The organism is Kluyvera genomosp. 3 (assembly GCF_011765685.1).
In the GTDB taxonomy this organism is placed as follows: Bacteria; Pseudomonadota; Gammaproteobacteria; order Enterobacterales; family Enterobacteriaceae; genus Kluyvera; species Kluyvera georgiana_A.
Genome location: NZ_CP050321.1, coordinates 775762 through 799075, shown reverse-complemented (window position 1 = coordinate 799075; position 23314 = coordinate 775762). Strand labels below are relative to the sequence as shown.

General features: G+C 56.2%; 20 protein-coding genes. 8 read left to right on the top strand and 12 right to left on the bottom strand.

The genetic code is table 11. The features are described 5' to 3' along the window. Positions 1–167: 167 nt before the first annotated feature. Both exbD and exbB read right to left on the bottom strand, forming a co-directional pair. Positions 168–593 carry a TonB system transport protein ExbD gene (gene exbD, locus GY169_RS03800; protein ID WP_064542400.1) on the bottom strand — a complete coding sequence of 142 codons (426 nt, stop codon included), beginning with the start codon at positions 591–593 and terminating at the stop codon, positions 168–170. Between the two features lie 6 nt (positions 594–599). Next, entirely contained in the window at positions 600–1331 is a 732-nt protein-coding gene (exbB, locus tag GY169_RS03795; protein ID WP_163448492.1) for a tol-pal system-associated acyl-CoA thioesterase, read from the bottom strand. Between the two features lie 251 nt (positions 1332–1582). Here exbB and metC point away from each other — a divergent pair, with 251 nt between their 5' ends. After that, entirely contained in the window at positions 1583–2770 is a 1188-nt protein-coding gene (gene metC, locus GY169_RS03790; RefSeq protein WP_167575011.1) for a cystathionine beta-lyase, read from the top strand. Between the two features lie 244 nt (positions 2771–3014). Further along, positions 3015–3674, top strand: a complete 660-nt coding sequence (gene yghB, locus GY169_RS03785; protein ID WP_163448488.1) for a DedA family general envelope maintenance protein YghB — start codon at positions 3015–3017, stop codon at positions 3672–3674. A gap of 102 nt (positions 3675–3776) precedes the next feature. Here the strand turns inward: yghB and GY169_RS03780 are convergent, their stop codons facing one another. Further along, entirely contained in the window at positions 3777–4667 is an 891-nt protein-coding gene (locus GY169_RS03780; protein WP_163448486.1) for an AraC family transcriptional regulator, read from the bottom strand. Positions 4668–4864: 197 nt separating this feature from the next. Between GY169_RS03780 and yqhD the strand changes: the two genes are divergently transcribed. Together yqhD and dkgA are read left to right on the top strand one after the other, a co-directional pair. After that, the gene (gene yqhD / locus GY169_RS03775; RefSeq protein WP_167575010.1) at positions 4865–6028 is read left to right on the top strand and encodes an alcohol dehydrogenase; all 1164 of its coding nucleotides are present in this window, start codon (positions 4865–4867) and stop codon (positions 6026–6028) included. A gap of 204 nt (positions 6029–6232) precedes the next feature. Further along, entirely contained in the window at positions 6233–7060 is an 828-nt protein-coding gene (gene dkgA, locus GY169_RS03770; RefSeq protein ID WP_163448484.1) for a 2,5-didehydrogluconate reductase DkgA, read from the top strand. 66 nt (positions 7061–7126) lie between these two features. Here dkgA and GY169_RS03765 read toward each other — a convergent pair whose 3' ends face one another. From GY169_RS03765 to GY169_RS03740, 6 genes are all read right to left on the bottom strand, one after another. Further along, positions 7127–9346: a YgiQ family radical SAM protein gene (locus GY169_RS03765; protein WP_167575009.1), complete on the bottom strand. Its 2220-nt coding sequence runs from the start codon at positions 9344–9346 to the stop codon at positions 7127–7129. Positions 9347–9484: 138 nt separating this feature from the next. After that, positions 9485–10897 (bottom strand): cell division protein FtsP, encoded by a 1413-nt coding sequence (gene ftsP, locus GY169_RS03760; RefSeq protein ID WP_163448480.1) that lies wholly within the window; start codon positions 10895–10897, stop codon positions 9485–9487. A gap of 100 nt (positions 10898–10997) precedes the next feature. Further along, positions 10998–11735, bottom strand: a complete 738-nt coding sequence (locus GY169_RS03755) for a 1-acylglycerol-3-phosphate O-acyltransferase (protein WP_163448478.1) — start codon at positions 11733–11735, stop codon at positions 10998–11000. A gap of 214 nt (positions 11736–11949) precedes the next feature. Beyond that, the gene (gene parC / locus GY169_RS03750) at positions 11950–14208 is read right to left on the bottom strand and encodes a DNA topoisomerase IV subunit A (protein ID WP_167575008.1); all 2259 of its coding nucleotides are present in this window, start codon (positions 14206–14208) and stop codon (positions 11950–11952) included. A 110-nt stretch (positions 14209–14318) separates the two neighbouring features. Next, on the bottom strand, positions 14319–15185 hold the full coding sequence (locus tag GY169_RS03745; protein ID WP_167575007.1) for a GyrI-like domain-containing protein: 867 nt from the start codon (positions 15183–15185) through the stop codon (positions 14319–14321). Between the two features lie 71 nt (positions 15186–15256). Further along, on the bottom strand, positions 15257–15652 hold the full coding sequence (locus GY169_RS03740; protein WP_064542358.1) for a YgiW/YdeI family stress tolerance OB fold protein: 396 nt from the start codon (positions 15650–15652) through the stop codon (positions 15257–15259). Between the two features lie 150 nt (positions 15653–15802). Between GY169_RS03740 and qseB the strand changes: the two genes are divergently transcribed. The 4 genes from qseB (at position 15803) to GY169_RS03720 (ending at position 18841) form a co-directional block, all read left to right on the top strand. Beyond that, entirely contained in the window at positions 15803–16462 is a 660-nt protein-coding gene (qseB, locus tag GY169_RS03735; protein WP_167575006.1) for a quorum sensing response regulator transcription factor QseB, read from the top strand. Then, a complete protein-coding gene (gene qseC / locus GY169_RS03730; RefSeq protein WP_167575005.1) occupies positions 16459–17808 on the top strand; it encodes a quorum sensing histidine kinase QseC in 1350 nt (449 codons plus the stop codon). The genes qseB and qseC overlap by 4 nt, the downstream gene beginning before the upstream one ends. A gap of 106 nt (positions 17809–17914) precedes the next feature. Further along, positions 17915–18496: an NAD(P)H-dependent oxidoreductase gene (locus tag GY169_RS03725; RefSeq protein WP_167575004.1), complete on the top strand. Its 582-nt coding sequence runs from the start codon at positions 17915–17917 to the stop codon at positions 18494–18496. A 30-nt stretch (positions 18497–18526) separates the two neighbouring features. Continuing rightward, positions 18527–18841: a putative quinol monooxygenase gene (locus tag GY169_RS03720; protein ID WP_065356059.1), complete on the top strand. Its 315-nt coding sequence runs from the start codon at positions 18527–18529 to the stop codon at positions 18839–18841. 50 nt (positions 18842–18891) lie between these two features. On the opposite strand, the gene GY169_RS03715 is transcribed toward GY169_RS03720, so the two are convergent. The 3 genes from GY169_RS03715 to GY169_RS03705 form a co-directional block, all read right to left on the bottom strand. After that, positions 18892–20082: a glycoside hydrolase family 88 protein gene (locus GY169_RS03715; RefSeq protein ID WP_167575003.1), complete on the bottom strand. Its 1191-nt coding sequence runs from the start codon at positions 20080–20082 to the stop codon at positions 18892–18894. Between the two features lie 25 nt (positions 20083–20107). Beyond that, entirely contained in the window at positions 20108–21376 is a 1269-nt protein-coding gene (locus tag GY169_RS03710) for an oligosaccharide MFS transporter (protein ID WP_163448465.1), read from the bottom strand. A 96-nt stretch (positions 21377–21472) separates the two neighbouring features. Further along, positions 21473–23311, bottom strand: a complete 1839-nt coding sequence (locus GY169_RS03705; RefSeq protein ID WP_167575002.1) for a DUF2264 domain-containing protein — start codon at positions 23309–23311, stop codon at positions 21473–21475. Between the last annotated feature and the right edge of the window lie 3 nt (positions 23312–23314).

Here is a 23314-nt window from a genome sequence, read left to right as displayed (position 1 = left end):
GGTTATTTAAGACTAGCCACTCTGATATTTAAAATATATAGCAACACTTAAGCACTGCTAAATATTATTTAAATAATTTCGGATATGACTCGCTGAAATTAGACTTAAGATAAATATTACTAAGAGAAGAATAACGGATGGCGCTGAATGCGCCATCCGGGATGAGATTATTTTTTCGCGACGGTCTCTTCGCCAACCAGTCCAATCTTCAGATAGCCGGCCTGATGCAGGGTATCCATGACCTTCATCATCGTTTCATAGTCTACCGTTTTATCGGCGCGGAAGAAGATCGTGGTGTCTTTCTTGCCTTCCGTCAGCGCATCCAGCGCCGGCACCATGCTGTCATCGGTAATGGGGTCGTTACCGAGGAACATCGATTTATCCGCTTTCACCGACAGGTAGACCGGTTTTTCCGGGCGCGGCTGCGGCTGGCTGGAGGAGGCCGGCAGATTGACTTTGACATCAACCGTCGCCAGCGGCGCGGCGACCATAAAGATAATCAACAGAACCAACATGACGTCGATAAACGGCGTCACGTTGATTTCATGCATTTCGCCGGTATCGTCCAGATTTTCATTAAGACGCATTGCCATAGGGCATTAACCTACTCGTAATTTCTGGGCGGTACGAACCGGATGTACGCCGCTGGCGCTCAGATCCAGATCGCGACTCTGCAGCAGCAGAACCTGCGCAGCCACATCGCTCAGGTTAGCTTTGAAACCACCGATGAGGCGCGCGAAGACGTTATAGATGACCACCGCCGGAATCGCGGCGAACAGGCCAATAGCCGTTGCCAGCAGCGCTTCTGCGATACCTGGCGCCACAACGGCCAGATTCGTGGTTTGCGTCTGGGCGATACCGATAAAGCTGTTCATGATGCCCCACACGGTACCGAACAGGCCGACGAACGGAGAGATAGCGCCGATAGTCGCCAGGAAACCGTTACCGCGTCCCATATGACGGCCTACCGCCGCCACGCGACGCTCCAGGCGAAAACCAGTACGTTCTTTAATCCCTTCGTTATCTTCTGAACCCGCAGAGAGCTCCAGCTCGTTCTGCGCTTCATTGATTAACTGGCTGCTCAGGCTCTGCGCGTCAAACGCGGCGGCCGTTTCGTGCGCCTGATTGAGGGAACGCACATCCGCTAACAGTTTCTGCTCGCGCTTGAGGCGGCGCTTGTGAGAAAGGAGCTCTGCACCTTTACTGAAGAAAATTGCCCAGGTGACGACGGATGCCAGTATCAAGCCAATCATGACCACTTTAACCACGATGTCGGCATGATGATACATACCCCAAACGGAGAGATCCGCCTGCATCAAATTATTACCCACTGTGTATCTCCAGGACGTAAATCACAAAATCTGAGCACAATAATATCAAAACAACGCCGAATTGATAGTAGTTCTCATTAGTATTTACATATTGACTCAAATCACACTTACTTTCCTTGCGCTTACGCAGTAAAAAAGTTTTCTGCACGGTTTTTGGCAAAATTTTCTGCTGTATGCACGAGGAACGCTACATCGCCGAGGCAATCGTGATAGTTTAGACGTCCAGACGTATAAAAACAGGTATACCCAACATGGCAGACAAGCACCTCGATACCGCGCTGGTTAACGCCGGACGCAGCAAAAAGTACACCCAGGGATCGGTGAACAGCGTGATTCAACGCGCCTCGTCGCTGGTTTTTGACACGGTCGCCGCCAAGAAGCATGCGACCCACAACCGCGCTAATGGCGAGCTGTTTTATGGCCGTCGCGGCACGCTCACCCATTTCTCGCTACAGGAAGCCATGTGTGAGCTTGAAGGCGGCGCCGGCTGCGCCCTCTTCCCCTGCGGCGCGGCGGCGGTGGCGAATACTATCCTGGCCTTCGTTGAACAGGGCGACCACGTGCTTATGACCAACACTGCCTACGAACCGAGCCAGGATTTTTGCACCAAAATTCTCAGCAAGCTCGGCGTCACCACCAGTTGGTTCGACCCCATGATTGGCGCAGAGATTGCGAACCTGATTCAGCCGAACACCAGAATCGTGTTCCTCGAATCTCCGGGTTCCATCACCATGGAAGTTCACGACATCCCGGCGATCGTCGCTGCCGTTCGCAGCGTCGCCCCTGAAGCCATCATCATGATCGACAACACCTGGGCGGCAGGCGTGCTGTTTAAGGCGCTCGATTTTGGCATCGATATTTCGATTCAGGCGGGCACCAAGTATCTGATTGGTCACTCAGATGCCATGGTCGGCACGGCGGTATCGAACGAGCGCTGCTGGGCACAACTGCGTGAGAATGCCTATTTGATGGGGCAGATGCTCGACGCCGACACGGCCTATATGACCAGCCGCGGCCTGCGCACGCTCGGCGTGCGTCTGCGTCAGCACCATGAAAGCAGCCTGAAAGTCGCCGAATGGCTGGCGCAACAGCCGCAGGTGGCGCGCGTCAATCATCCGGCGTTACCGGGCAGCAAAGGACATGAATTCTGGAAACGCGACTTCACCGGCAGCAGCGGCCTGTTCTCCTTCGTACTGAACAAGCGCCTGAATAATGAAGAGTTGGCAAACTACCTCGACCACTTCTCGCTGTTCAGCATGGCCTATTCCTGGGGCGGCTTCGAATCGCTGATTCTGGCTAATCAGCCGGAAGAGCTGGCCAGCATTCGTCCGGACGGGGTGATTGATTTTGAAGGTACGCTCATTCGCCTGCACATTGGTTTGGAAAACGTTGACGATCTGATTGCGGATTTAGCGGCAGGATTCGCCCGCATCGTGTAACATAGCCTGAGCCCGGTACGGTCAGTGCCGGGTGGGTTAGCAATATTTTTGGCGCGTCCAGCGGAGGCGCCACCGATGTTGAGAACAGTCGGTTCCCGAGTTCACATCACCGCCAGGCGTAAACCTATGTACCCGGTTGTCAGCCAGACTGAACAATGCGGCTTCATTTGTTGCGTCCGGGATCAAGGTGTTCTTCAGAATTCGGGCGTACAATAGGCGAAAACGCTGTTCCACAGGAATGTCCATGGTCGTTATTCAAGATATTGTCGCCGCGCTTTGGCAGCACGATTTTGCTGCACTGGCGAATCCGCACGTCGTGGGAGTCGTTTATCTGGTCATGTTTGCCACGTTGTTTCTGGAAAACGGCCTGCTCCCCGCATCATTTTTACCCGGTGATAGCCTGTTGCTATTGGCGGGAGCGCTTATTGCCAAGGGCGTCATGGGCTACGTCCCTACCCTCGTCATTCTGACGACGGCCGCCAGCCTTGGCTGCTGGTTGAGTTACATCCAGGGGCGCTGGTTGGGCAACACTAACGTCGTGAAAGGTTGGCTGGCGCAACTGCCGGACAAATACCACCAGCGCGCGACCTGCATGTTTGACCGTCACGGTCTGCTGGCGCTGCTCGCGGGTCGCTTCCTGGCGTTCGTGCGCACACTGCTGCCAACGATGGCGGGAATTTCCGGTCTGCCTAACCGCCGCTTCCAGTTGTTTAACTGGCTGAGCGCGCTGCTGTGGGTTGGCGTGGTCACAGGCTTTGGCTATGCCATCAGCATGATTCCGTTTGTGAAGCGTCATGAAGATCAGGTGATGACGTTCCTGATGGTGCTGCCGATCTTCCTGCTGGTTGCCGGGCTGCTCGGCACGGTGATCGTGGTTATCAAGAAAAAATACTGCGACGCCTGATCGCGGCGCCGTACAATCTGTAGGCCGGATAAGGCGTTTACGCCGCATCCGGCAATGTGCAGCAGCGTTGCCTGATGGCGCTACGCTTATCAGGCCTAACCGTTACATTCCGCGCAGTCTTGCCGCATCCTCGCCCGGCGTCAGGCCGAAAAACCGTTTAAACTCTCGACTGAACTGCGACGCGCTCTCGTAGCCCACCTGCATCGCCGCCGCGCTGGCCTTCAGGCCGTCGTGCGCCATCATCATCCGAGCTTTATGCAGCCGATAGGCTTTCAGATATTGCAGCGGCGAAGTACTGGTTACCGACTTAAAATTATGGTGAAACGCCGACAGGCTCATATTGGCCTCGGCGGCCAGCTGATCGACGCTCAGCGTTTCGGTGTACTGGCTCTCAATCCGCTTAAGCACGCGGCTAATCTGGCTGAAGTGAGTCTGGCGGCTCACCAGCGCCATCAGCGCGCCGCCACGCGGCCCGGTGAGCACGTGGTAGAGCATTTCGCGGATAATTTGCTTGCCGAGAATACGGGCGTCCAACGGACGTTCCATCACGTCCAGCAGGCGCTCGGCTGCGCAAAGAATCTCTTCGGACAACGTCGCCGAGTTAATCCCGCTTTCCGCCATTGCCGGGCGGAACAGCGGGTCTTCACCGATATCCATGAGCAATTCCTGGAGCTGGAAAATATCGACATCGAGGCGTAACCCGGCCAACGGCGCTTCAGCGGTGGCAAAAGTTTCACATTCGAAGGGTAAAGGTACGGTGAGCAGCAGATATTCATTGGCGTCGTAGCGAAAGGTACGATCGTTGATATAGCCAATTTTATAGCCGGAAAAGAGAAACACGATGCCCGGCCGGTACATAACCGGCGTGCGTCCACTGGGCTGACTGCCGTAGATCAGCTGAATGTCAGGCAGCAGGGTACGCAGGTTTTGTTCGTTATTTTTCAGCTGCTTAATTTTTTCTGTCAGCAGTGCACAGATCGCTTCACGGTTCATCAACGAAGGCTCCAGATACCTTTTTTTCACGTTCTCATTGTGGCCGTGATTGACGTGATTCTCCAGCCTTATGGAGAAATGGGCAAGACAAACGCAGAAATGTGCATTGAGAGGTACGGCAACGAGGACCACAATGATGTCATTCGGCGACGACCTTCGCCGCCTTGTTTTTCCATCCACCAAGAAGGGAACGAGCAATGTTTAATTTTGATCTTCACACCCCGACCCGCATTCTGTTCGGTAAAGGCGCTATCGAAAATCTGCGCGCTCAGATCCCCGCTGACGCTCGCGTGCTGATCACCTACGGCGGCGGTAGCGTGAAAAAAACCGGCGTGCTGGACCAGGTACTGACCGCACTGAAGGGACTGGACGTGCTGGAATTTGGCGGTATTGAGCCAAACCCGTCCTATGAAACGCTGATGAACGCGGTGAAAATTGCCCGCGAACAGAAAGTGACCTTCCTGCTGGCGGTCGGCGGCGGTTCCGTTCTGGACGGCACCAAATTTATCGCCGCGGCAGCGCACTATGATGCAAGCATCGACCCGTGGGAAATCCTCGAAACCTACGGCAGCAACGTTAACAGCGCTATCCCGATGGGTTCCGTTCTGACCCTGCCAGCAACCGGCTCCGAGTCGAACAAAGGCGCGGTCATCTCCCGTAAAACCACCGGCGACAAGCGTGCCTTTATGTCTTCGCACGTCCAGCCGCAGTTTGCCATTCTTGACCCGGTTTACACCTACACTCTGCCGCCGCGTCAGGTCGCGAACGGCGTGGTGGATGCTTTCGTGCATACCGTTGAGCAGTACGTCACCTATCCGGTTGACGGCAAAATTCAGGACCGTTTCGCCGAAGGCATTCTGCTGACGCTGGTTGAAGAAGGCCCGAAAGCGCTGAAAGATCCAGAAAACTACGACGTGCGCGCCAACATTATGTGGGCGGCGACTCAGGCGCTGAATGGCCTGATTGGCGCAGGCGTACCGCAGGATTGGGCAACCCATATGCTGGGCCACGAACTGACCGCCATGCACGGGCTGGATCACGCCCAAACGCTGGCTATCGTTCTGCCTGCGCTGTGGAATGAAAAACGTGAAACCAAGCGCGCCAAACTGCTGCAATATGCTGAACGCGTCTGGAACATTACCGAAGATTCTGACGATGCGCGTATTGACGCCGCTATCGCCGCAACCCGCAGCTTCTTCGAACAAATGGGCGTGCCGACTCGCCTGTCCGACTACGGTCTGGACGGCAGTTCCATTCCGGCGCTGCTGAAAAAACTCGAAGAGCACGGTATGACCAAACTGGGTGAAAATCAGGATATTACCCTTGAAGTGAGCCGCCGTATTTACGAAGCAGCCCGTTAAGCCCTTCCTCACTTTTTGCTCTAAGCATGTCGAGCTCACTCCAGAAGCTTACACCCGTAAGTGACTGGGGTGAGCAGACTCAGACAACGCATCTGCTGCTTGAAAGGCGACGAACAAGCTTTCGTTTTTGCATATTTCGACCAGACTTAATCATACAAATCTTATCGGGGCATGCCCCGATAAGCTGATGAAAAGGAGAAATGCATGACACATCCAACCGTGATTAAACTGCACGATGGCAATGTAATGCCGCAGCTGGGCCTCGGCGTATGGCAGGCCAGTAATGAAGAAGTGGTTACCGCAATCCACAAAGCGATTGAGGTCGGCTACCGTTCTATTGATACTGCCGCCGCCTACAAGAACGAGTCGGGCGTGGGTAAAGCCATTCACAGCGCGGGCGTGGCGCGTGAGGATCTGTTCATCACCAGCAAGCTGTGGAATGACTCCCATCTGCGCGCCGCCGACGCGCTGCAGGAGAGCCTGGAACATTTACAGCTGGACTACCTCGATCTGTATCTGATCCACTGGCCGGTCCCCGCATCTGACCACTATATCCAGGCCTGGAAAGCGCTGATTGACCTGCAAAAACAGGGGCTGGTGAAGAGCATCGGCGTGTGTAACTTCCAGGTTCCACATCTGCAACGGCTGATTGATGAGACCGGCGTCGCACCGGTGATTAACCAGATTGAACTCCATCCGCTAATGCAACAACGTCAGTTGAACGCGTGGAACGCTACCCACAAGATTCAGACCGAATCCTGGAGCCCGCTGGCACAGGGTGGCGAAGGCGTTTTCGATCAGAAAGTCATCCGTCATCTTGCCGACAAATACGGCAAAAGCCCGGCGCAGATTGTCATTCGCTGGCACCTCGACAGTGGTCTGGTGGTCATTCCGAAATCGGTCACGCCATCACGCATCGCCGAGAACTTCGACGTCTGGGATTTCCGCCTGGATAAAGACGAACTAGGCGACATCGCAACCCTGGATAAAGGCAAACGGTTAGGCCCGGATCCGGACCAGTTCGGCGGTTAAACGCAAAAGCCCGGCAATCGCCGGGCTTTTTTTAAGGCATCATCTCACTGCCGGGATGACCTGTTCTTAACGGCCAGCCGCCGTTTTACTGTGCTTCTTCGCACCGGCTTTGGCTGGACGAGATGGCGCTGATGGCGCTTTCTTTGCTCCCGCAGGCGTCTGGCGCTGATGCGCCACCGGCGTGTGCTTGGTCAGCGCCGGACGGGTATTGCGGTTCTGGCGACGCGCTTCGCGCATTTCATCGATTGTCGGCGCAGGCACCAGGCAGTCGCGACGGCTGCCGATCAGGTGCTTTTTGCCCATCGCTTCCAGCGCGGTGCGAATCAGCGGCCAGTTAGCCGGATCGTGGTAGCGCAACAGCGCTTTGTGCAGACGGCGCTGCTTATCGCCCTTCGGAATCACTACGTCTTCACTCTTATAGCCAATTTTACCCAGCGGGTTCTTGCCGGTGTAATACATGGTGGTTGAGTTCGCCAGCGGCGACGGATAGAAGTTCTGCACCTGATCCAGGCGGAAGCGGTGCTGCTTGAGCCACAGCGCCAGGTTCACCATATCTTCGTCGCGCGTCCCCGGGTGGGCGGAGATAAAATACGGAATCAGATACTGCTCTTTCCCGGCCTGTTTCGAATAGGTGTCGAACAGCTCTTTGAAGCGGTGATAGCTGCCCATCCCCGGCTTCATCATTTTCGACAGCGGCCCTTCTTCCGTATGCTCCGGCGCAATCTTCAGGTAGCCGCCGACGTGGTGCGTCGCCAGCTCTTTGATATAGCGCGGATCTTCCACCGCCAGATCGTAACGCACGCCGGAGGCAATCAGGATCTTCTTCACCCCTTTCAGCTCGCGGGCGCGACGGTACAGGTTGATGGTCGGCGTGTGGTCGGTATCCATATGCGGACAGATTTCCGGATATACGCAGGAGAGACGACGGCAGGTTTGCTCGGCGCGCGGCGATTTACAGCGCAGCATGTACATGTTAGCCGTTGGTCCGCCAAGATCCGAAATAATGCCGGTAAAGCCGGGGACAGTGTCGCGAATGGCTTCGATCTCATTGATGATCGAATCTTCCGAACGACTCTGAATAATGCGCCCTTCGTGCTCGGTAATCGAGCAGAAGGAACAGCCGCCAAAGCAGCCGCGCATGATGTTGATCGAGAAGCGGATCATCTCATACGCCGGAATGCGCGCTTTGCCGTATGACGGATGCGGCACGCGCTGGTACGGCAGGGCAAACACGCTGTCCATCTCTTCGGTAGAGAGCGGAATGGCGGGTGGGTTGATCCAGATATAGCGATCGCCCTGCTTCTGCATCAGCGCGCGGGCGCTGCCCGGGTTGGTTTCATGATGCAGAATACGCGAGGCGTGAGCGTACAGCACTTTGTCGCCCTTCACTTTCTCGAAGGACGGCAGCAGCACATAGGTTTTTTCCCACGGCTTCGGGCGCGGCGGCTGTACGGTGATGGCCCTGGCTTCCTGCTTTTTCGGCGCGACGGGTTTGTTGTCGGCGCACGGCAGGTCTTCGCCATACGGGTGCGGAATCGGGTCGATTTTCCCCGGGGTGTCGATGCGGGTGGAGTCGACGCCAGACCAGCCCGGCAGCGCCTCTTTAACAATAATCGCCGTATTACGCACGTCGCGAATTTCAGCAATCTTTTCACCCTGTGCCAGACGGTGCGCCACTTCCACCAGCGGACGTTCGCCGTTGCCGAACATCAACATGTCTGCTTTGGCGTCAATCAGCACTGAACGACGGACGGTATCCGACCAGTAGTCATAGTGCGCGGTACGACGCAGGCTGGCTTCGATGCCGCCGAGAATCACCGGCACATCTTTCCACGCTTCTTTACAGCGCTGGGTATAGACCAGCGTCGCGCGATCCGGGCGCTTGCCCGCGACGTTGTCCGGGGTGTAGGCGTCGTCATGGCGCAGCTTACGGTCGGCGGTGTAGCGGTTGATCATCGAGTCCATATTGCCGGCGGTCACGCCGAAGAACAGGTTCGGTTTACCCAGACGCATAAAGTCGTCTTTGCTGTTCCAGTCAGGTTGGGCGATGATCCCCACGCGGAAGCCCTGCGCTTCCAGCATACGGCCACAGATTGCCATGCCGAAGCTCGGATGGTCGACATAGGCGTCGCCGGTTACCAGAATGATGTCGCAGCTATCCCAGCCAAGTTGATCCATCTCTTCACGTGACATCGGCAAAAACGGAGCCGGCCCAAAGCAGGCGGCCCAGTACTGCGGCCAGGAGAAAAGGTCGCGATCCGGTTGGATCAGGGAGATAGCGCTCATAATGCTTCCAAAAAATTGGCAAAAAAATAATCAAAGGTCGGGGATTATAAGCCCGATTGTCCTATGAATGAAGCGGGAATTTTTAGGTTCGTGTAAGTCCCGGCGTCGCTGCGCTCGGCCGGGCTACGGAGGGGGAACTTACGGCGCCGGGTTCACCAGAATCTGTCCAATAGAACCGCGGTCTGCCAGTTCCAGCGTTTGGCTGGCGTACTGGAACGGGAAGTGGGGCCACGACGGCTGGCCATAATAGACCAGCAGCTCGACCTGACCATCAACCCAGACGGTGTCTTTCCAGCCCCGGTCCTCCGGCAACGCCATCGCGCCGTTAACGTTGCGGATCTGGAACATCACCCCTTCAATATGGAACGATTGCGGCGCGTCGGCGCGAACCGTCCAGCGCTCCCACGTCCCCTGCTGGGCGGTAATATCGATTCGCTGCGGGTCCCACAGCTGACCGTTGATGCCAGGATCGTCGCTCAACTGGATATCGCGGCTGCGAATCGGCGTACCGCTGAGGATTTCCGTCGGCAGGATGCGCATCGGTAAGTTATCGGTCACTAACGGCAGCAGCCCCGTCGGACGAAGGGTCAGTACCAGCGTAGAAACCAGAATGCTCGATGGCTCGAAGAAGCCGCGGATACGATCCATGATGCTGGCGGATTCACCGCAGGTGATAGACACTTCATCACCGTTGGTCATGTCCACCAACACTTCCCGGCGTTCACCCGGGGCCAGCGACAGCTGAGTGGTGGAGACCGGCGCGGGTAAGAAACCCTGATCGCTGGAGATGACGTGCAGCGCGCGGCCATCGCTCATGCGCAGCATATAGCGGCGCGAGTTAGAGGCATTGAGCAGGCGCAGGCGTACCCAGCCGCGGGAAACCTCCACATAGGGCCCCTGCACGCCGTTCACCAGCAGCGTGTCGCCGACGAAACCACCGCTGCCCGGCTCTTCGTAGACTGGCGTGCCAAAATTATCCAGACGCTTGTCCTGAATAATGATCGGGAAGTCGTCCACACCGTAATGGTTGGGGAAAGGTAAGGACTTACTAACTTCATCTTCGATCAGCCACATCCCCGCGAGGCCGTTATAGACCTGCTGAGCCATGTGATTCGGCGTATTGGCCTGATACCACAGCGTGGCGGCACTCTGACGAATTGGCAACACCGGCGCCCAGTCGGCATTCGGCGTCATCATTCGCGCCGCGCCGCCGATCAGCGGCCCCGGCACCTGCAGACCGCGTACGGTCATCGCGACGTTTTCGGTGAGTCGATTACTGTAGATAAGCTTAACGTCATCGCCGCTCCAGACACGGATCGTCGGCCCCAGATAGCGCCCGTTGACGCCCCACACCGGCGCCCGGGTGCCCTGAGTGAACGACCAGTGCGCGCGCTGTAGCGTTAAGAACAGCGGCTGTCCGCGACGCGACTCCAGCAGCGGAGGCACCGGCAGCACGGGTTGTTTCCCCGCGGCCTGCGCCCTCAGCGGCACCGCGCCTGCACAAAGCGCAACGCCCGAAGCCTGAATAAACTGACGCCGACTGAGTGACATATAAGCTCCATCAAAACTGACAAATCAAAAGTGGGAAATCACTTTCCCGACAGCAAAACAATCTACGGCGCGAGCGTTTGCTCACGCCGTCAACAGGGCATTACTTTTTCGCGGCGGCTTCGCGCTGGGCCACTTCCTGGTCCAGCTCATCGATTTTAGCCTTCATCACTTCGCGGCAGTGCTTCGCCAGATCGCGCACCTGATCTTTGCCCCACGCGCTGGTGTCGATAGGATCCAGCATTTCCACAATCACCTGGCCGTTGTTCCAACGGTTGAGTTTGATTTTGTTGGAGGTATTCGATACGCACACCGGAATGATTGGCACGCCTGAAGCGATAGCGGCGTGGAACGCGCCGGTTTTGAACGGCAGCAGGCCGCGACCGCGGCTGCGGGTCCCTTCCGGAAACATCCAGAAGGAGATTTTGCGTTTCTGGAAAGTATTAACGACTTCGGCAATAGTACCGTGCGCTTTCGCACGGTTGTTGCGGTCGATCAGCAGGTTACCCGTCAGCCAGTACAGCTGGCCGAAGAACGGGATCCACACCAGGCTCTTTTTCCCTACCGTGACGGTGGGCGGCAGCACGATATTCGCTGCGGTAACCATGTCATAGTTATTCTGATGGTTAGCAATATAGATGGCGTTGCCAAAGTTTTCCGCGCCGGCAGGCAGGCGGGTTTCAACCTTGAGACCAAAAACGGGCGCCAGGCGGCCAAACATATGGCCGAAGGTGGCGACGTGTTTTGGGTTACGCGGGCTGAACAGACAATAGATGCAGCCAAAGATGCATACCAGGATGCAGTAAATGACAACAATAATGACACGTAAAATAAATAGCATAGCGTCCTCTGAACCCTGAACCGCTTAGAATTATACCGTCGGTGCACGGCTGGCATGTACGTCAGGCGCACATTTTCAGCCAGGCATTACGGGCACGTATACCGGACAGGGCTTTGTTACTTGCAGACCCCTGCAAAAGGGTATTGTTAATCGCAACGGCTGAATTAACAACGGTTTTACAGCAAATTTTCCCCGCCCATCGGCGGGGACAAACTTACTCTTCGCTATCGTCAACCTGCGCGCGCTGTGGCGAATCAATTTCCACGCGGTCGATTTTTTGCAGGCCGCGCATCAGCGTCCCACGGCGACCACGTTCGCCGGTCACTTTTTGCAGCTCTTCCGGACGCAGTTTGATCTTACGTTTGCCCACGTGGAAGGTCAGCGTGCTCTGCGGCGGCAGGATATACAGGTGCGCAAGGCTATCGGTGCCGTTGGCCGCTTCCGCCGACGGGATATTGATAATCTTGTTGCCCTTACCTTTCGACAGCTGCGGCAGGTCGCTCAATGGGAACATGAGCATACGGCCCGCGGCGGTGATCGCCAGCAGCATATCCGACTCGTCCTCAACAACCAGCGGCGGCATCACATGCGCATTTTCCGGCAGAGAGATCAGCGCCTTACCGGCACGGTTTCGCGCCACCAGATCGTTAAAGGTACACAGGAAACCATAACCCGCATCAGAGGCCATCAGCAGCTTGGTTTCATCGCCTTCCATCAGCATATGCTCGACGGTCGCGCCTGGCGGCAGCGTCAGTTTACCGGTCAGCGGTTCGCCCTGCCCGCGCGCGGACGGCAGCGTAATGGGGTCGATGGCGTAGCTGCGACCGGTGGTATCGACAAACACCACCGGCTGGTTGCTCTTGCCTTTCACCGACGCTTTCCAGCTGTCGCCCGATTTATAGCTCAGCCCCTGCGCATCGATGTCGTGGCCTTTGGCGCTACGCACCCAGCCCATCTGCGACAGCACAATGGTCACCGGCTCAGACGGCAGCATGTCGTGCTCGCTCATCGCTTTCGCTTCTTCACGTTCGTGCAGCGGCGAACGACGGTCGTCACCGAAAGTATCAGCATCGGCCTGCAGTTCTTTCTTCAGCAGGTTGCTCATCTTGCGCTCGGAGGCAAGAATCGCCTGCAGCTGATCGCGTTCTTTCGCTAAATCATCCTGCTCGCCGCGAATCTTCATCTCTTCAAGTTTGGCGAGATGGCGCAGTTTCAGCTCAAGGATCGCTTCCGCCTGGGTTTCGCTGATGCCAAAGCGCGACATCAGTGCGGGTTTCGGCTCATCCTCGTTACGGATGATCTCAATCACTTCATCGATGTTGAGAAACGCCACCAGCAAACCTTCGAGGATATGCAGGCGCTTAAGCACTTTCTCCAGACGATAGTTCAGACGACGGCGCACCGTGTCGCGGCGGAACGCCAGCCACTCGGTGAGGATCTCCAGCAGATTTTTCACCGCCGGACGGCCGTCGAGGCCGATCATGTTCAGGTTGATGCGGTAGCTTTTTTCCAGATCGGTGGTCGCGAACAGGTGATGCATCACCGGCTCCATATCCACGCGGTTGGAACGCGGCACAATCACCAGGCGGGTCGGGTTCTCGTGGTCAGATTCATCACGCAGGTCGTCGACCATCGGCAGCTTTTTGTTGCGCATCTGGGCGGCAATCTGTTCCAGCACCTTGGCGCCGGAAACCTGATGCGGCAGCGCGGTAATCACCACCGCGCCGTCTTCTTTGGTCCACACCGCGCGCATGCGCACGGAGCCGCGACCGTTCTGGTAAATTTTGCGGATTTCCGCACGGGAGGTGATGATTTCCGCTTCGGTCGGGTAGTCCGGCCCCTGGACAATATCCAGCACTTCGTCGAGGGTGGTCTGTGGTTTTTCAATCAGCGTAATCGCCGCTTTCGCCACTTCGCGCAGGTTGTGCGGCGGAATATCCGTCGCCATGCCCACGGCAATACCGGTGGTGCCGTTCAGCAGGATGTTCGGTACGCGCGCAGGCAGCATTTTCGGCTCCTGCATCGTGCCGTCGAAGTTTGGCACCCAGTCAGCCGTCCCCTGCCCCAGCTCGCTTAACAGCAGCTCGGAGTATTTGGACAGGCGGGATTCGGTATAACGCATCGCCGCAAATGACTTGGGATCATCCGGGGCCCCCCAGTTCCCCTGGCCATCGACCAGCGGGTAACGGTAAGAGAACGGCTGCGCCATCAGCACCATGGCTTCATAGCAGGCGCTGTCGCCGTGCGGGTGATACTTACCCAGTACGTCACCGACGGTACGGGCGGATTTTTTAAATTTAGCGGTGGCGTTCAGCCCCAGCTCTGACATCGCGTAGACGATGCGGCGCTGTACCGGCTTCAGGCCGTCGCCAATAAACGGCAACGCACGATCCATGATCACGTACATGGAGTAGTTTAAGTAGGCGTTTTCCGTAAATTCATGTAGCGCAAGGCGCTCTGCCATATCGCTCATTAACAGGGGATCCTCAATCTGCATGCTGACCGTTCGGACGGCAATATTGCCGCAGATAATACCCTATCTCACGGTCTGAGTCACAAACCGTGAGACAGGTTGCGAGGAAGTTAACGAAGCGGCAGATAGATATCCGTCAGCAGCTCATGTTCCGCCACCTCATTGACGAAATTCAGGTACTGGAAGAAGACCGGAAAATCGCGCGGCGTCTCGCCGCTGGCCGGTAGCCATTCGCGGAATAAATACCACACGCTCTCCGGGAGGCTGTCGAGCGATCCCTGATGGCGCACCACCGCGCAGCGCCCGCCAGGAATCTCGCTATTCACCACGCCAACGTCATTTTCGGCTATCGGCTGGCGGACGCTGCCGCAGATATCAAAGCGGAATTGATCCGGCGGCGTCGTCTGCGGGTCATGCCAGGCAATACCAAAGGTTTGACTGCTGGCAATCGGCGACTGGCCCGTTTCGCGCCGCCATGCAATAAATTTCGCCGCGCTGGCGTTGACCTTATCCGGATGCCCCAGATGCGTCAGCATCGCGACGCGGGTAGGTGGAAATTCAACGATTTTTACGTCCATTACATGCTGCTCCTGTAACGCAAGTTTAGGAACGCGTTGGTGCCAGGCCAGCCAGTCCGGCGATTGCCGAAACCGGCGCGGGCTTTGACCAAACGCGGTTTTGAAAGCACGTGTGAACGACTCCGGATTCTGGAATCCGGCATCCAGCGCGATATCGATAACTTTATCCTGCGGGTTAAACGCCAGCCGCCATGACGCGCGGCGCAAACGCAACCACTGGATATAGCGATAGAGCGGAAGCCCGCTCCAGGCGGTAAACTGCCGGTGAAAATGAAACGGCGAGCTGTGCGCCATCCGGCTTAACGCCTCAATCGACAGAGGCTCATCCAGATGACGCTCAATGTGGTCGCAAACGCGCCGTAGGCGTTCGGAATAAGCCGCGCTAATCAGGTCACTCATCACTGCCTCCTTGTGGCCCATTCTGCTCACCAGGCGGTGGTAAATCCTGACCGATCTTGCGCAGTGTGGGGTTACGGATTCACTTTACGAATCTGCTTCACGTCGACTTCCACGGAGTTCCAGTCTTTATCCACTTCGCCCTGGATTTCCACCAGATCCTGCGGGGAGATGGTCTGGCCGTTCCAGCGTTTGTGGTCAATATCGACATTGATGGTGCCGCTGGAATCTTTAAAGATATACAGATCGTCGGAAACACGCTCGGTGATATTACCGCGCAGCGTCACCCAGGTATCGTCACGCATTGATTTCGCGTTTGCCGCGGTGGTTACCGTTCCGCTAGGGCCGGTAAAGCCGCCGGTTTGCGTCGTCGTGGTGCTGGAAGGGCCGGAAAAACCGCCCTGGTTAGCGGCGAAGGCCGGTGCGGATGCCAGTGCCAGAATAGCGGCGAAAGCAGCAAGTTTCTTCATGATAATGTCTCCTTGTTATTGGCTATGCCACCTATTACACAGACCAATTCTTAACAACTTCTTAAGCGGAAAAAAGATTTTTTTTCGCTGTACAGCGGCGGTAAAGGCGCGGTTTACTTGGCATGTCAGAGGGTCGGCAAGGAGCAAAAGATGCGTATTTTATTGGTGGAAGATGACAAGCTTATCGGCGATGGCATCAAAACCGGGTTGGGAAAAATGGGCTTCACCATTGATTGGTTCACCCGCGGAGAAGAAGGGAAAACCGCGCTCTATACGGCGCCATACGATGCCGTGATCCTCGATCTGACGCTGCCGGGTATTGATGGGCTGGATATTTTGCGCGAATGGCGTGAAAAATCTCGCCGCGAACCGGTACTGATCCTCACCGCTCGCGATGCGCTTAGCCAGCGCGTGGAAGGGTTGCGCCTCGGCGCCGACGATTATCTCTGTAAGCCCTTTGCCCTGATTGAAGTTGCCGCCAGGCTGGAAGCGCTGATTCGTCGCGCCCATGGGCAGCCCAGCAGCGTATTACGTCACGGCGACGTCGAGTTGGATCCCGGCAGTTTGACCGCCACCTTAAAGGGCGAAGCGCTGGTGCTCAAACCCAAAGAGTTCGCGCTGCTGGAACTGCTGCTGCGTAACGCCGGGCGTGTGCTGCCGCGCAAGTTGATTGAGGAGAAGCTCTACAGCTGGGATGAAGAGGTCACCAGCAACGCCGTTGAGGTTCATGTTCACCATCTGCGCCGCAAACTCGGCAGCCACTTTATCCGCACCGTTCACGGTATCGGCTACACCCTGGGTGACCAATGAATCTGATCCGCCACCTTAGCCTGCGCGTCCGTCTGACGCTGCTGTTTATGCTGCTTGCCGCCATCACCTGGTGTTTCGCCAGCGCCATCGCCTGGAAGCAAACCACCAAAAAGCTGGATGAGCTTTTCGACACCCAGCAGATGTTATTTGCCAAACGCATCAGCGCCATGGATTTTACCGACCTGTCGACTTCACGTCAGTGGATCCGCACCCCCAAAAAAGTGAAACACGGTCACCTGGATGACGATGTACTGGCCTTCGCCATCTACACCACTGACGGCAAAATGGTGCTGCACGACGGCGAAAATGGCCCGGACATTCCCTATCACTATCGGCGGGATGGTTTCGATGACGGGCAACTCAACAATGACGATGACCCCTGGCGCTTTCTTTGGCTGACCACCGCCGATAAAAAATATCGCATCGTTGTCGGCCAGGAGTGGGATTACCGCCGCGAGATGGCGCTGGATATCATTACCAGCCAGTTGACGCCGTGGCTAATCGCGCTGCCGGTGATGTTTTTATTGCTGATCGTGCTGCTGAGCCGCGAGCTGGCGCCGCTGAAAAAGCTGACCCGCACGCTGCGCCAGCGCGACCCGGATGCCAGTGAACCGTTGAATACCGATAGCGTACCGACGGAAGTGCGCCCGCTGCTGGATGCCCTCAACCAGCTGTTTCGCCGTACCCACGACATGATGACCCGCGAGCGGCGCTTTACCTCTGACGCCGCCCATGAGCTGCGCAGCCCCTTAACGGCGCTGCGGGTGCAGGCCGAAGTGGCGCAGATGTCGCAAGACGACCCCGAAAGCCAGCGCAAAGCGCTGTTGCAGCTGCACGAGGGTATTGACCGCGCCACCCGCCTGGTGGAACAGCTGCTTACCCTCTCACGCCTGGATTCGCTTGAACAGCTGGCGGACGTGCAGAGCGTCGCGTTGGACGAGCTGCTGCAATCTTCAGTCATGGACATCTACCACACGGCGCAAAAAGCAGGAATCGAAGTGCGGCTGCATCTCAATGCCCAGTCGGTCACCCGGACGGCGCAACCGCTGCTGCTGGGGCTGCTGGTGCGTAACCTTCTGGATAATGCCGTGCGCTACAGCCCGGCAGGCAGCGTGGTCGACGTGACGCTGACTCATGACGGTTTTAGCGTGCGCGACAACGGGCCGGGTATCAGCCCGGAGGCACTGGCGCGTATCGGCGAACGTTTCTATCGCCCGCCGGGCCAGGATGCCACCGGCAGCGGCCTGGGGCTGTCTATCGTGCAGCGCATTGCAGCATTACATCATATGTCCGTTACTTTCAGTAATGTGCCCGATGGCGGTTTCCAGGTCGATATTCGCGGGTGAGGCAATTATTGCTGTTTCAGCAAAAGACTTTGCACATTTTGCACATTTAACCGCAGCAAGTTGCCGGGTATCATGACTGACAAAGGCATTTTATTGAGGACATATAATGAGCAACATCCTGATTGTTAACGGCGCGAAAAAATTCGGCCACTCCAATGGCCAGCTGAATGACACCCTGACCGAAGTCGCGGAAACCTTCCTGCGCGACCTCGGGCATGATGTTAAAGTGGTTCGCGCCGACGGCGACTACGATGTCAAAGCCGAAGTGCAGAACTTCCTGTGGGCGGACTCCGTCATCTGGCAGATGCCGGGCTGGTGGATGGGCGCACCGTGGACCGTGAAAAAATACATCGATGACGTCTTCACCGAAGGTCACGGCTCCCTGTACGCCAGCGATGGCCGCACCCGCTCCGACGCGAGCAAAAAATACGGCTCTGGCGGCCTGATTCAGGGCAAAACCTACATGCTGTCCCTGACCTGGAACGCACCGATGGAAGCCTTTACCGATAAAGACCAGTTCTTCCACGGCGTGGGCGTTGACGGCGTGTATCTGCCGTTCCACAAAGCCAACCAGTTCCTGGGAATGGAAGCAATGCCAACCTTTATCGCCAACGACGTGATTAAAATGCCGGACATTCCGCGCTACGTTGCAGAATATCGCGAGCATCTTGGGAAAATTTTTGGTTAACTGTTAGTCAGGAATTAGAAGGAGTTAATCATGTTGACAGTTATTGCTGAAATCCGTACCCGTCCCGGCCAACACCACCGTCAGGCGGTACTGGATCAGTTCGCGAAAATTATCCCGACCGTCCTGAAAGAAGACGGCTGCCACGGCTATGCGCCAATGGTAGACCACGCGGCAGGCGTCAGCTTCCAGACGACCGCGCCGGACTCGATCGTGATGGTCGAAATGTGGGAAAGCGTGGCGCACCTTGAAGCACACCTGCAAACCCCGCACATGAAAGCCTGGGGTGAAGCGGTGAAAGGCGACGTGCTGGATACCAGCATTCGTATTCTGCAGGCGGGCGTTTAAGCCTGTATTTCCCTGGAGTCGGCGTACTTACGCCGACTCCAGGGGATATATTACCAGTACAACTTCCAGCTCTGCGTCATACGCACCAGCGCTTCCACATAGAAGTAATCCCCCCAGCTACAGCACTCATCCACGCCTTTATCGCTGGCGAAGTGATACACCGAATGCTTCAGCACGCCGGTACCCGGCTCATCCAGCCCCATCAGATAGTTTTTTGACAGCGACGACATGATGCCCATTGCCCACTGCTGATAGCGCTCACGATCCGGATCGGTGGTCGGCAGATGCTTCACCAGCTCCAGCAGGCCGCATACCGCAATCGCCGCCGACGATGAATCACGCAGCGCATCGGTGCCGACAAGCGCCAGATCCCAGTGACAGATCGCATCTTCCGGTAAACGGTTAAGGAAGTAGTTCGCCAGCTTTTTCGACAAGCTAATCAGTTCTTTATCGCCGGTGTAGAGGAAACTCAGCATAAAGCCGTAGATACCCCACGCCTGACCGCGCGACCAGCATGAGTCGTCGGCGTACCCCTGCTGCGTTTTGCCAAAGCGCGGTTCGCCGGTCTGCACGTCCATGTAGTAAGTGTGGTAGGTCGAAGCATCTTCACGCACCAGATACTTCGCCGACTGACGCACATGCGCGCGGGCCGCATCAGCAAAGCGCGTGTCGCCGGTCTGCTCCGTCGCCCAGTACAGCAGCGGCAGGTTCATGGTGCAGTCGATGATCATGCGCCCGGCCTGCTCCGGATCGGTCAACACGCCCCAGGCCTGAATGATTTCCGCTTTGCGGTGGAAACGTTCGAGCAGCGCTTCCGCCGCCAGCAGGGAAAAACCGCGCGCGTCGCGATTGCCGGTCAGGCGCCACGCCGATACGCAGGAGAGCGTGTACAGAAAGCCCAGATCGTGGGTATTGGTGTCATGACGCCCGGCAATGCGCAGGCCGAACGAACGCACGTGTTTTTCCGCCAGCGCCCGATACTTCTCATCACCGGTCATTTCCCACGCCAGCCAGAGCTGGCCGGTCCAGAAGCTGGTGGTCCATTCAACGTTTTCGGTTAACGGGTAATAACCTTTAACGCAGGCCTCGCCAGGGAATTTATCACCGAAATCCGTTAAATGACGGCTAATCAGCTTAAGGACATGGCTACGCGCCGAGCACAGCTCATCGTTAAACGTTTGCAGATTAACGGGAGCACCCGGGAATTCGCGTAATTTTTCCTCAACGATTTGGTTTAACATATTCGGTTCCTTCAATCAGTAAGGCTTATTTAGAAATACCATTTTCAGCCACATCAAGGGCTGGCTGGCGATGATTCTGACGTTTACAGGCGGATAAGGTGAATGCGGAGATAAGCGTAAATAACAGCGCAATGCCACCCATGATCATATAGGTCTTTTCAAAACCAATACGGTCGTACAATAATCCTGCCGGGGAAGAGACCACGACGTTACCGATATACAGCATCGCCTGATAGCCTAATAAATACATGGTGGCATTAACGCGTTTATCGAAATGCTCAGCAATATATTTAAAGACCGATACCAGCAGCAGACAAATTTCCAGACCGTATAGCGGCTTAATAACGGAAATCAGCAGATGAGAATCACACAGGCCTGAAATCACCAGCCGTGCGCCAACTAATGCGCCAACAATCAACAGACCGCGTTTCGCACCGATATAGTTAACGAACATCGGCATAAAGATATACATGACGAATTCGGTGCCGGACTGTACCGTCCCGAGCAGGCCAAAAATCGTATTTCCTTCATGGACATCGCTAAAGAAGGTCACGAAATAGCGCGAGAATTGCTGCTCAGCAACAAACATCATCCACGCCACACCGGCGACATACAGGCAGAATGCCCAGAATTTGCTGCTTTTCAGCAGGTCATAAACGTCTTTCAGGACAATCTTATCCTTCGAAATTACCGCGCTGGCGTTACTGCTTTCGGTATCCACTTTCAGGCTAATCAACACCGCCAGCATGACCAGCGACGCCACGCTGCCAAGAATAAAGTTGTAGGCCGGAGAGATATTAAACAGCAACCCGGAGAACGAGGATGCCACCGCCCAACCGAGCGAGCCCCACATACGAATTTGACCGAACTCCATGCTGTTCAGGCGGCTGTAACGATCGGCATAGGATTCACAAGCCGCCACACCGGCATACCATGCGAAGCTCAGATAAATCGCCCCAACAATAATCCCGAGGGTGGTGTAAGACAGCAGCAGTGGCTGATAAACATAAATAAAGAACGGCGCCATCAGGGCGGACATCACCACCACAAAATAGAGCAGATATTTACTCATACCGATCTTATCGAGAATATAGCCGTAGATCGGTTTGAGAATTACCGAGAATATCCCGTTAACGGCAAAAACGGTGCCAATGACTGCGCCGCTGAGCTCCGCTTTTTGCCCAAGCCAAATGGCAAAGAGGCCAATGCTGGCGGACCAGGTAAAGAAATATAAAAAGATAAACGAACTTATTTTGTAATATTCAAGCCTGTTTGGAGACGCTATTTTTTCCATACGGTCCTCGACAAAACTTTGTAGGGTGCCAGCTCTGAATCATGACAATTCAAAGCTGGCGAGGGGATATTCCGGTTTATTGTATTTTCCGGAGGGTTATAAACTTAAATTTGTTATTTTTCCGCTCACGTTATCCCTGACGCTTAGCGCATTGTTTTCAATATGCAGCATCGGCAGTGCCGGCAACGGCGCATGGGTGTCACCGCAAGCGACGACGGCACAGCACAGCCAGTGTTCGCCGGGGGCGATATCGCCAGAGAGCATTGGGATAGCCGCGCATTCCGGGAACATCACGCTGCTGTTTGGCGGCGTAATCACGCAGTCGGCCTGGCGCACCGCGTGCGGGGAGAGATCGACCACCACGCTGGTACCATTAGCGGCACGAACGCGGCTTTGGCCCCCAGTGATTTCCGCATCGGCCTTCATCACCGCGAAACCGCCCTCTACCGTCTGCAGACGGCGCGCGGTATTAACACGGTGAACACGCACATGCCATTCGCCGCAAGGAATCAGCCAGGTATCGACCTGCACGTCGTGCCACGGCAGCCAGCGGGAGTAGATGGCACCGTCCAACATCTCCACGCTGGCGCACTCTCGACGCCCACGCCAGTAGTTGTCGTTATCCGACAGCAGCAGCATGGAGTCGCAGGCCGCGTGCTTGATACCGTAGCGCCCGCGCTCAATGGTGAAACCAAAACGGGTGGAGTAGGCAAATTTGGTGTATTTCGCTTCGGTATTAACGTAGTTGTTCAGCTCCAGTTGCCCGGAGGTCAGCATCACCACGTGCTGCGAACCTTCATCGTGTTGCAAAATCTGCTGTGCGGGGACAATGGCGTGAACCGGGTCTAACCTCGGCAGCGGCAGCTCTTGAGCCTGCCAGAACGCGTGATTGGCGGGCAGCGCCAGAATCAGGAACACTTTCAGCGCCCAGTACGGCGAGCCCGGTGAGTTATAGTCTTCACACATCGCCAGATTCGGGTACGCGAAGCCAAGGGTTAAAATACCGTCGCGATCGAAAATCGGCTGCGCCAACCACCAGCGCAGGTGACGCAGGATAATGCCTTTCACGACGCCCGGCGAGAACACATCCAGTTCAGCAAACGCCACGCCGCTCCAGAAAGCCACCATGGCAAAACGGTAGGTCAGGCTGCGGCCAAACGGCACCGATGCGCCGTCGGTGGCGGACATGTAGATAAAATCCTTCGCAAACAGGCTGGCGCGCTCACGCAAGGTAGCCGCGCGGGCCGGGTCATCGCTGGCGTTAAGAGTGGCGTAAATCAGGCCATAGAAATGGAACGCCATCGAAATATAGTAGTCCTTCGGGCGGCCGGGACCATCAGAGTACCAGCCGTCGCCAAGATAGTAGGCTTCCATCATATTGAAGCGACGGTCAATCGCCGCCTGATCGTAAGGCAGCCCGGCGCGCTTAAAGCCCAACTGAACAATCACCGCGAAGTAGTTCCAGTTGCTGTCCGGCATCTGGGCATCGGTGATTTGATTCAACCAGCGATGCAGATTCGCCTGTTCAACGTCGCTGAAATGCGCGGTCAGCTTGTCCTGCAACAGCGCCAGCCCCAGGCCGTAGGCGGCCATTTCGACCAGTCGCTGATCGTAGGGCCCGGTTTCGCCCCAGTAAGACGGGCTTTGCGGGTCGGTGCCTAACTTAATGGCAGTGATGTACTTGTCGCTGAACGGCACGTCCGCCCCGCCCGCCAGCAGCGGGAACAGGCCCCAAAGCGCTCTCGATAAGCCCTCCATCTCCGCGATATCCGTGCTGTAGTGCGCACAGGTGTTACCCAGCGAGAACTGCGCGACGTCAGCGGGAAATTGTTTATCGAGAGCGCTCAGCATCGTCATCAACGTTGCTGTAACGTCTTCACGTGATGACAATATTTTTGATATTTCAGCCACTGTCCTGACTCCTGATTTAACCATCCT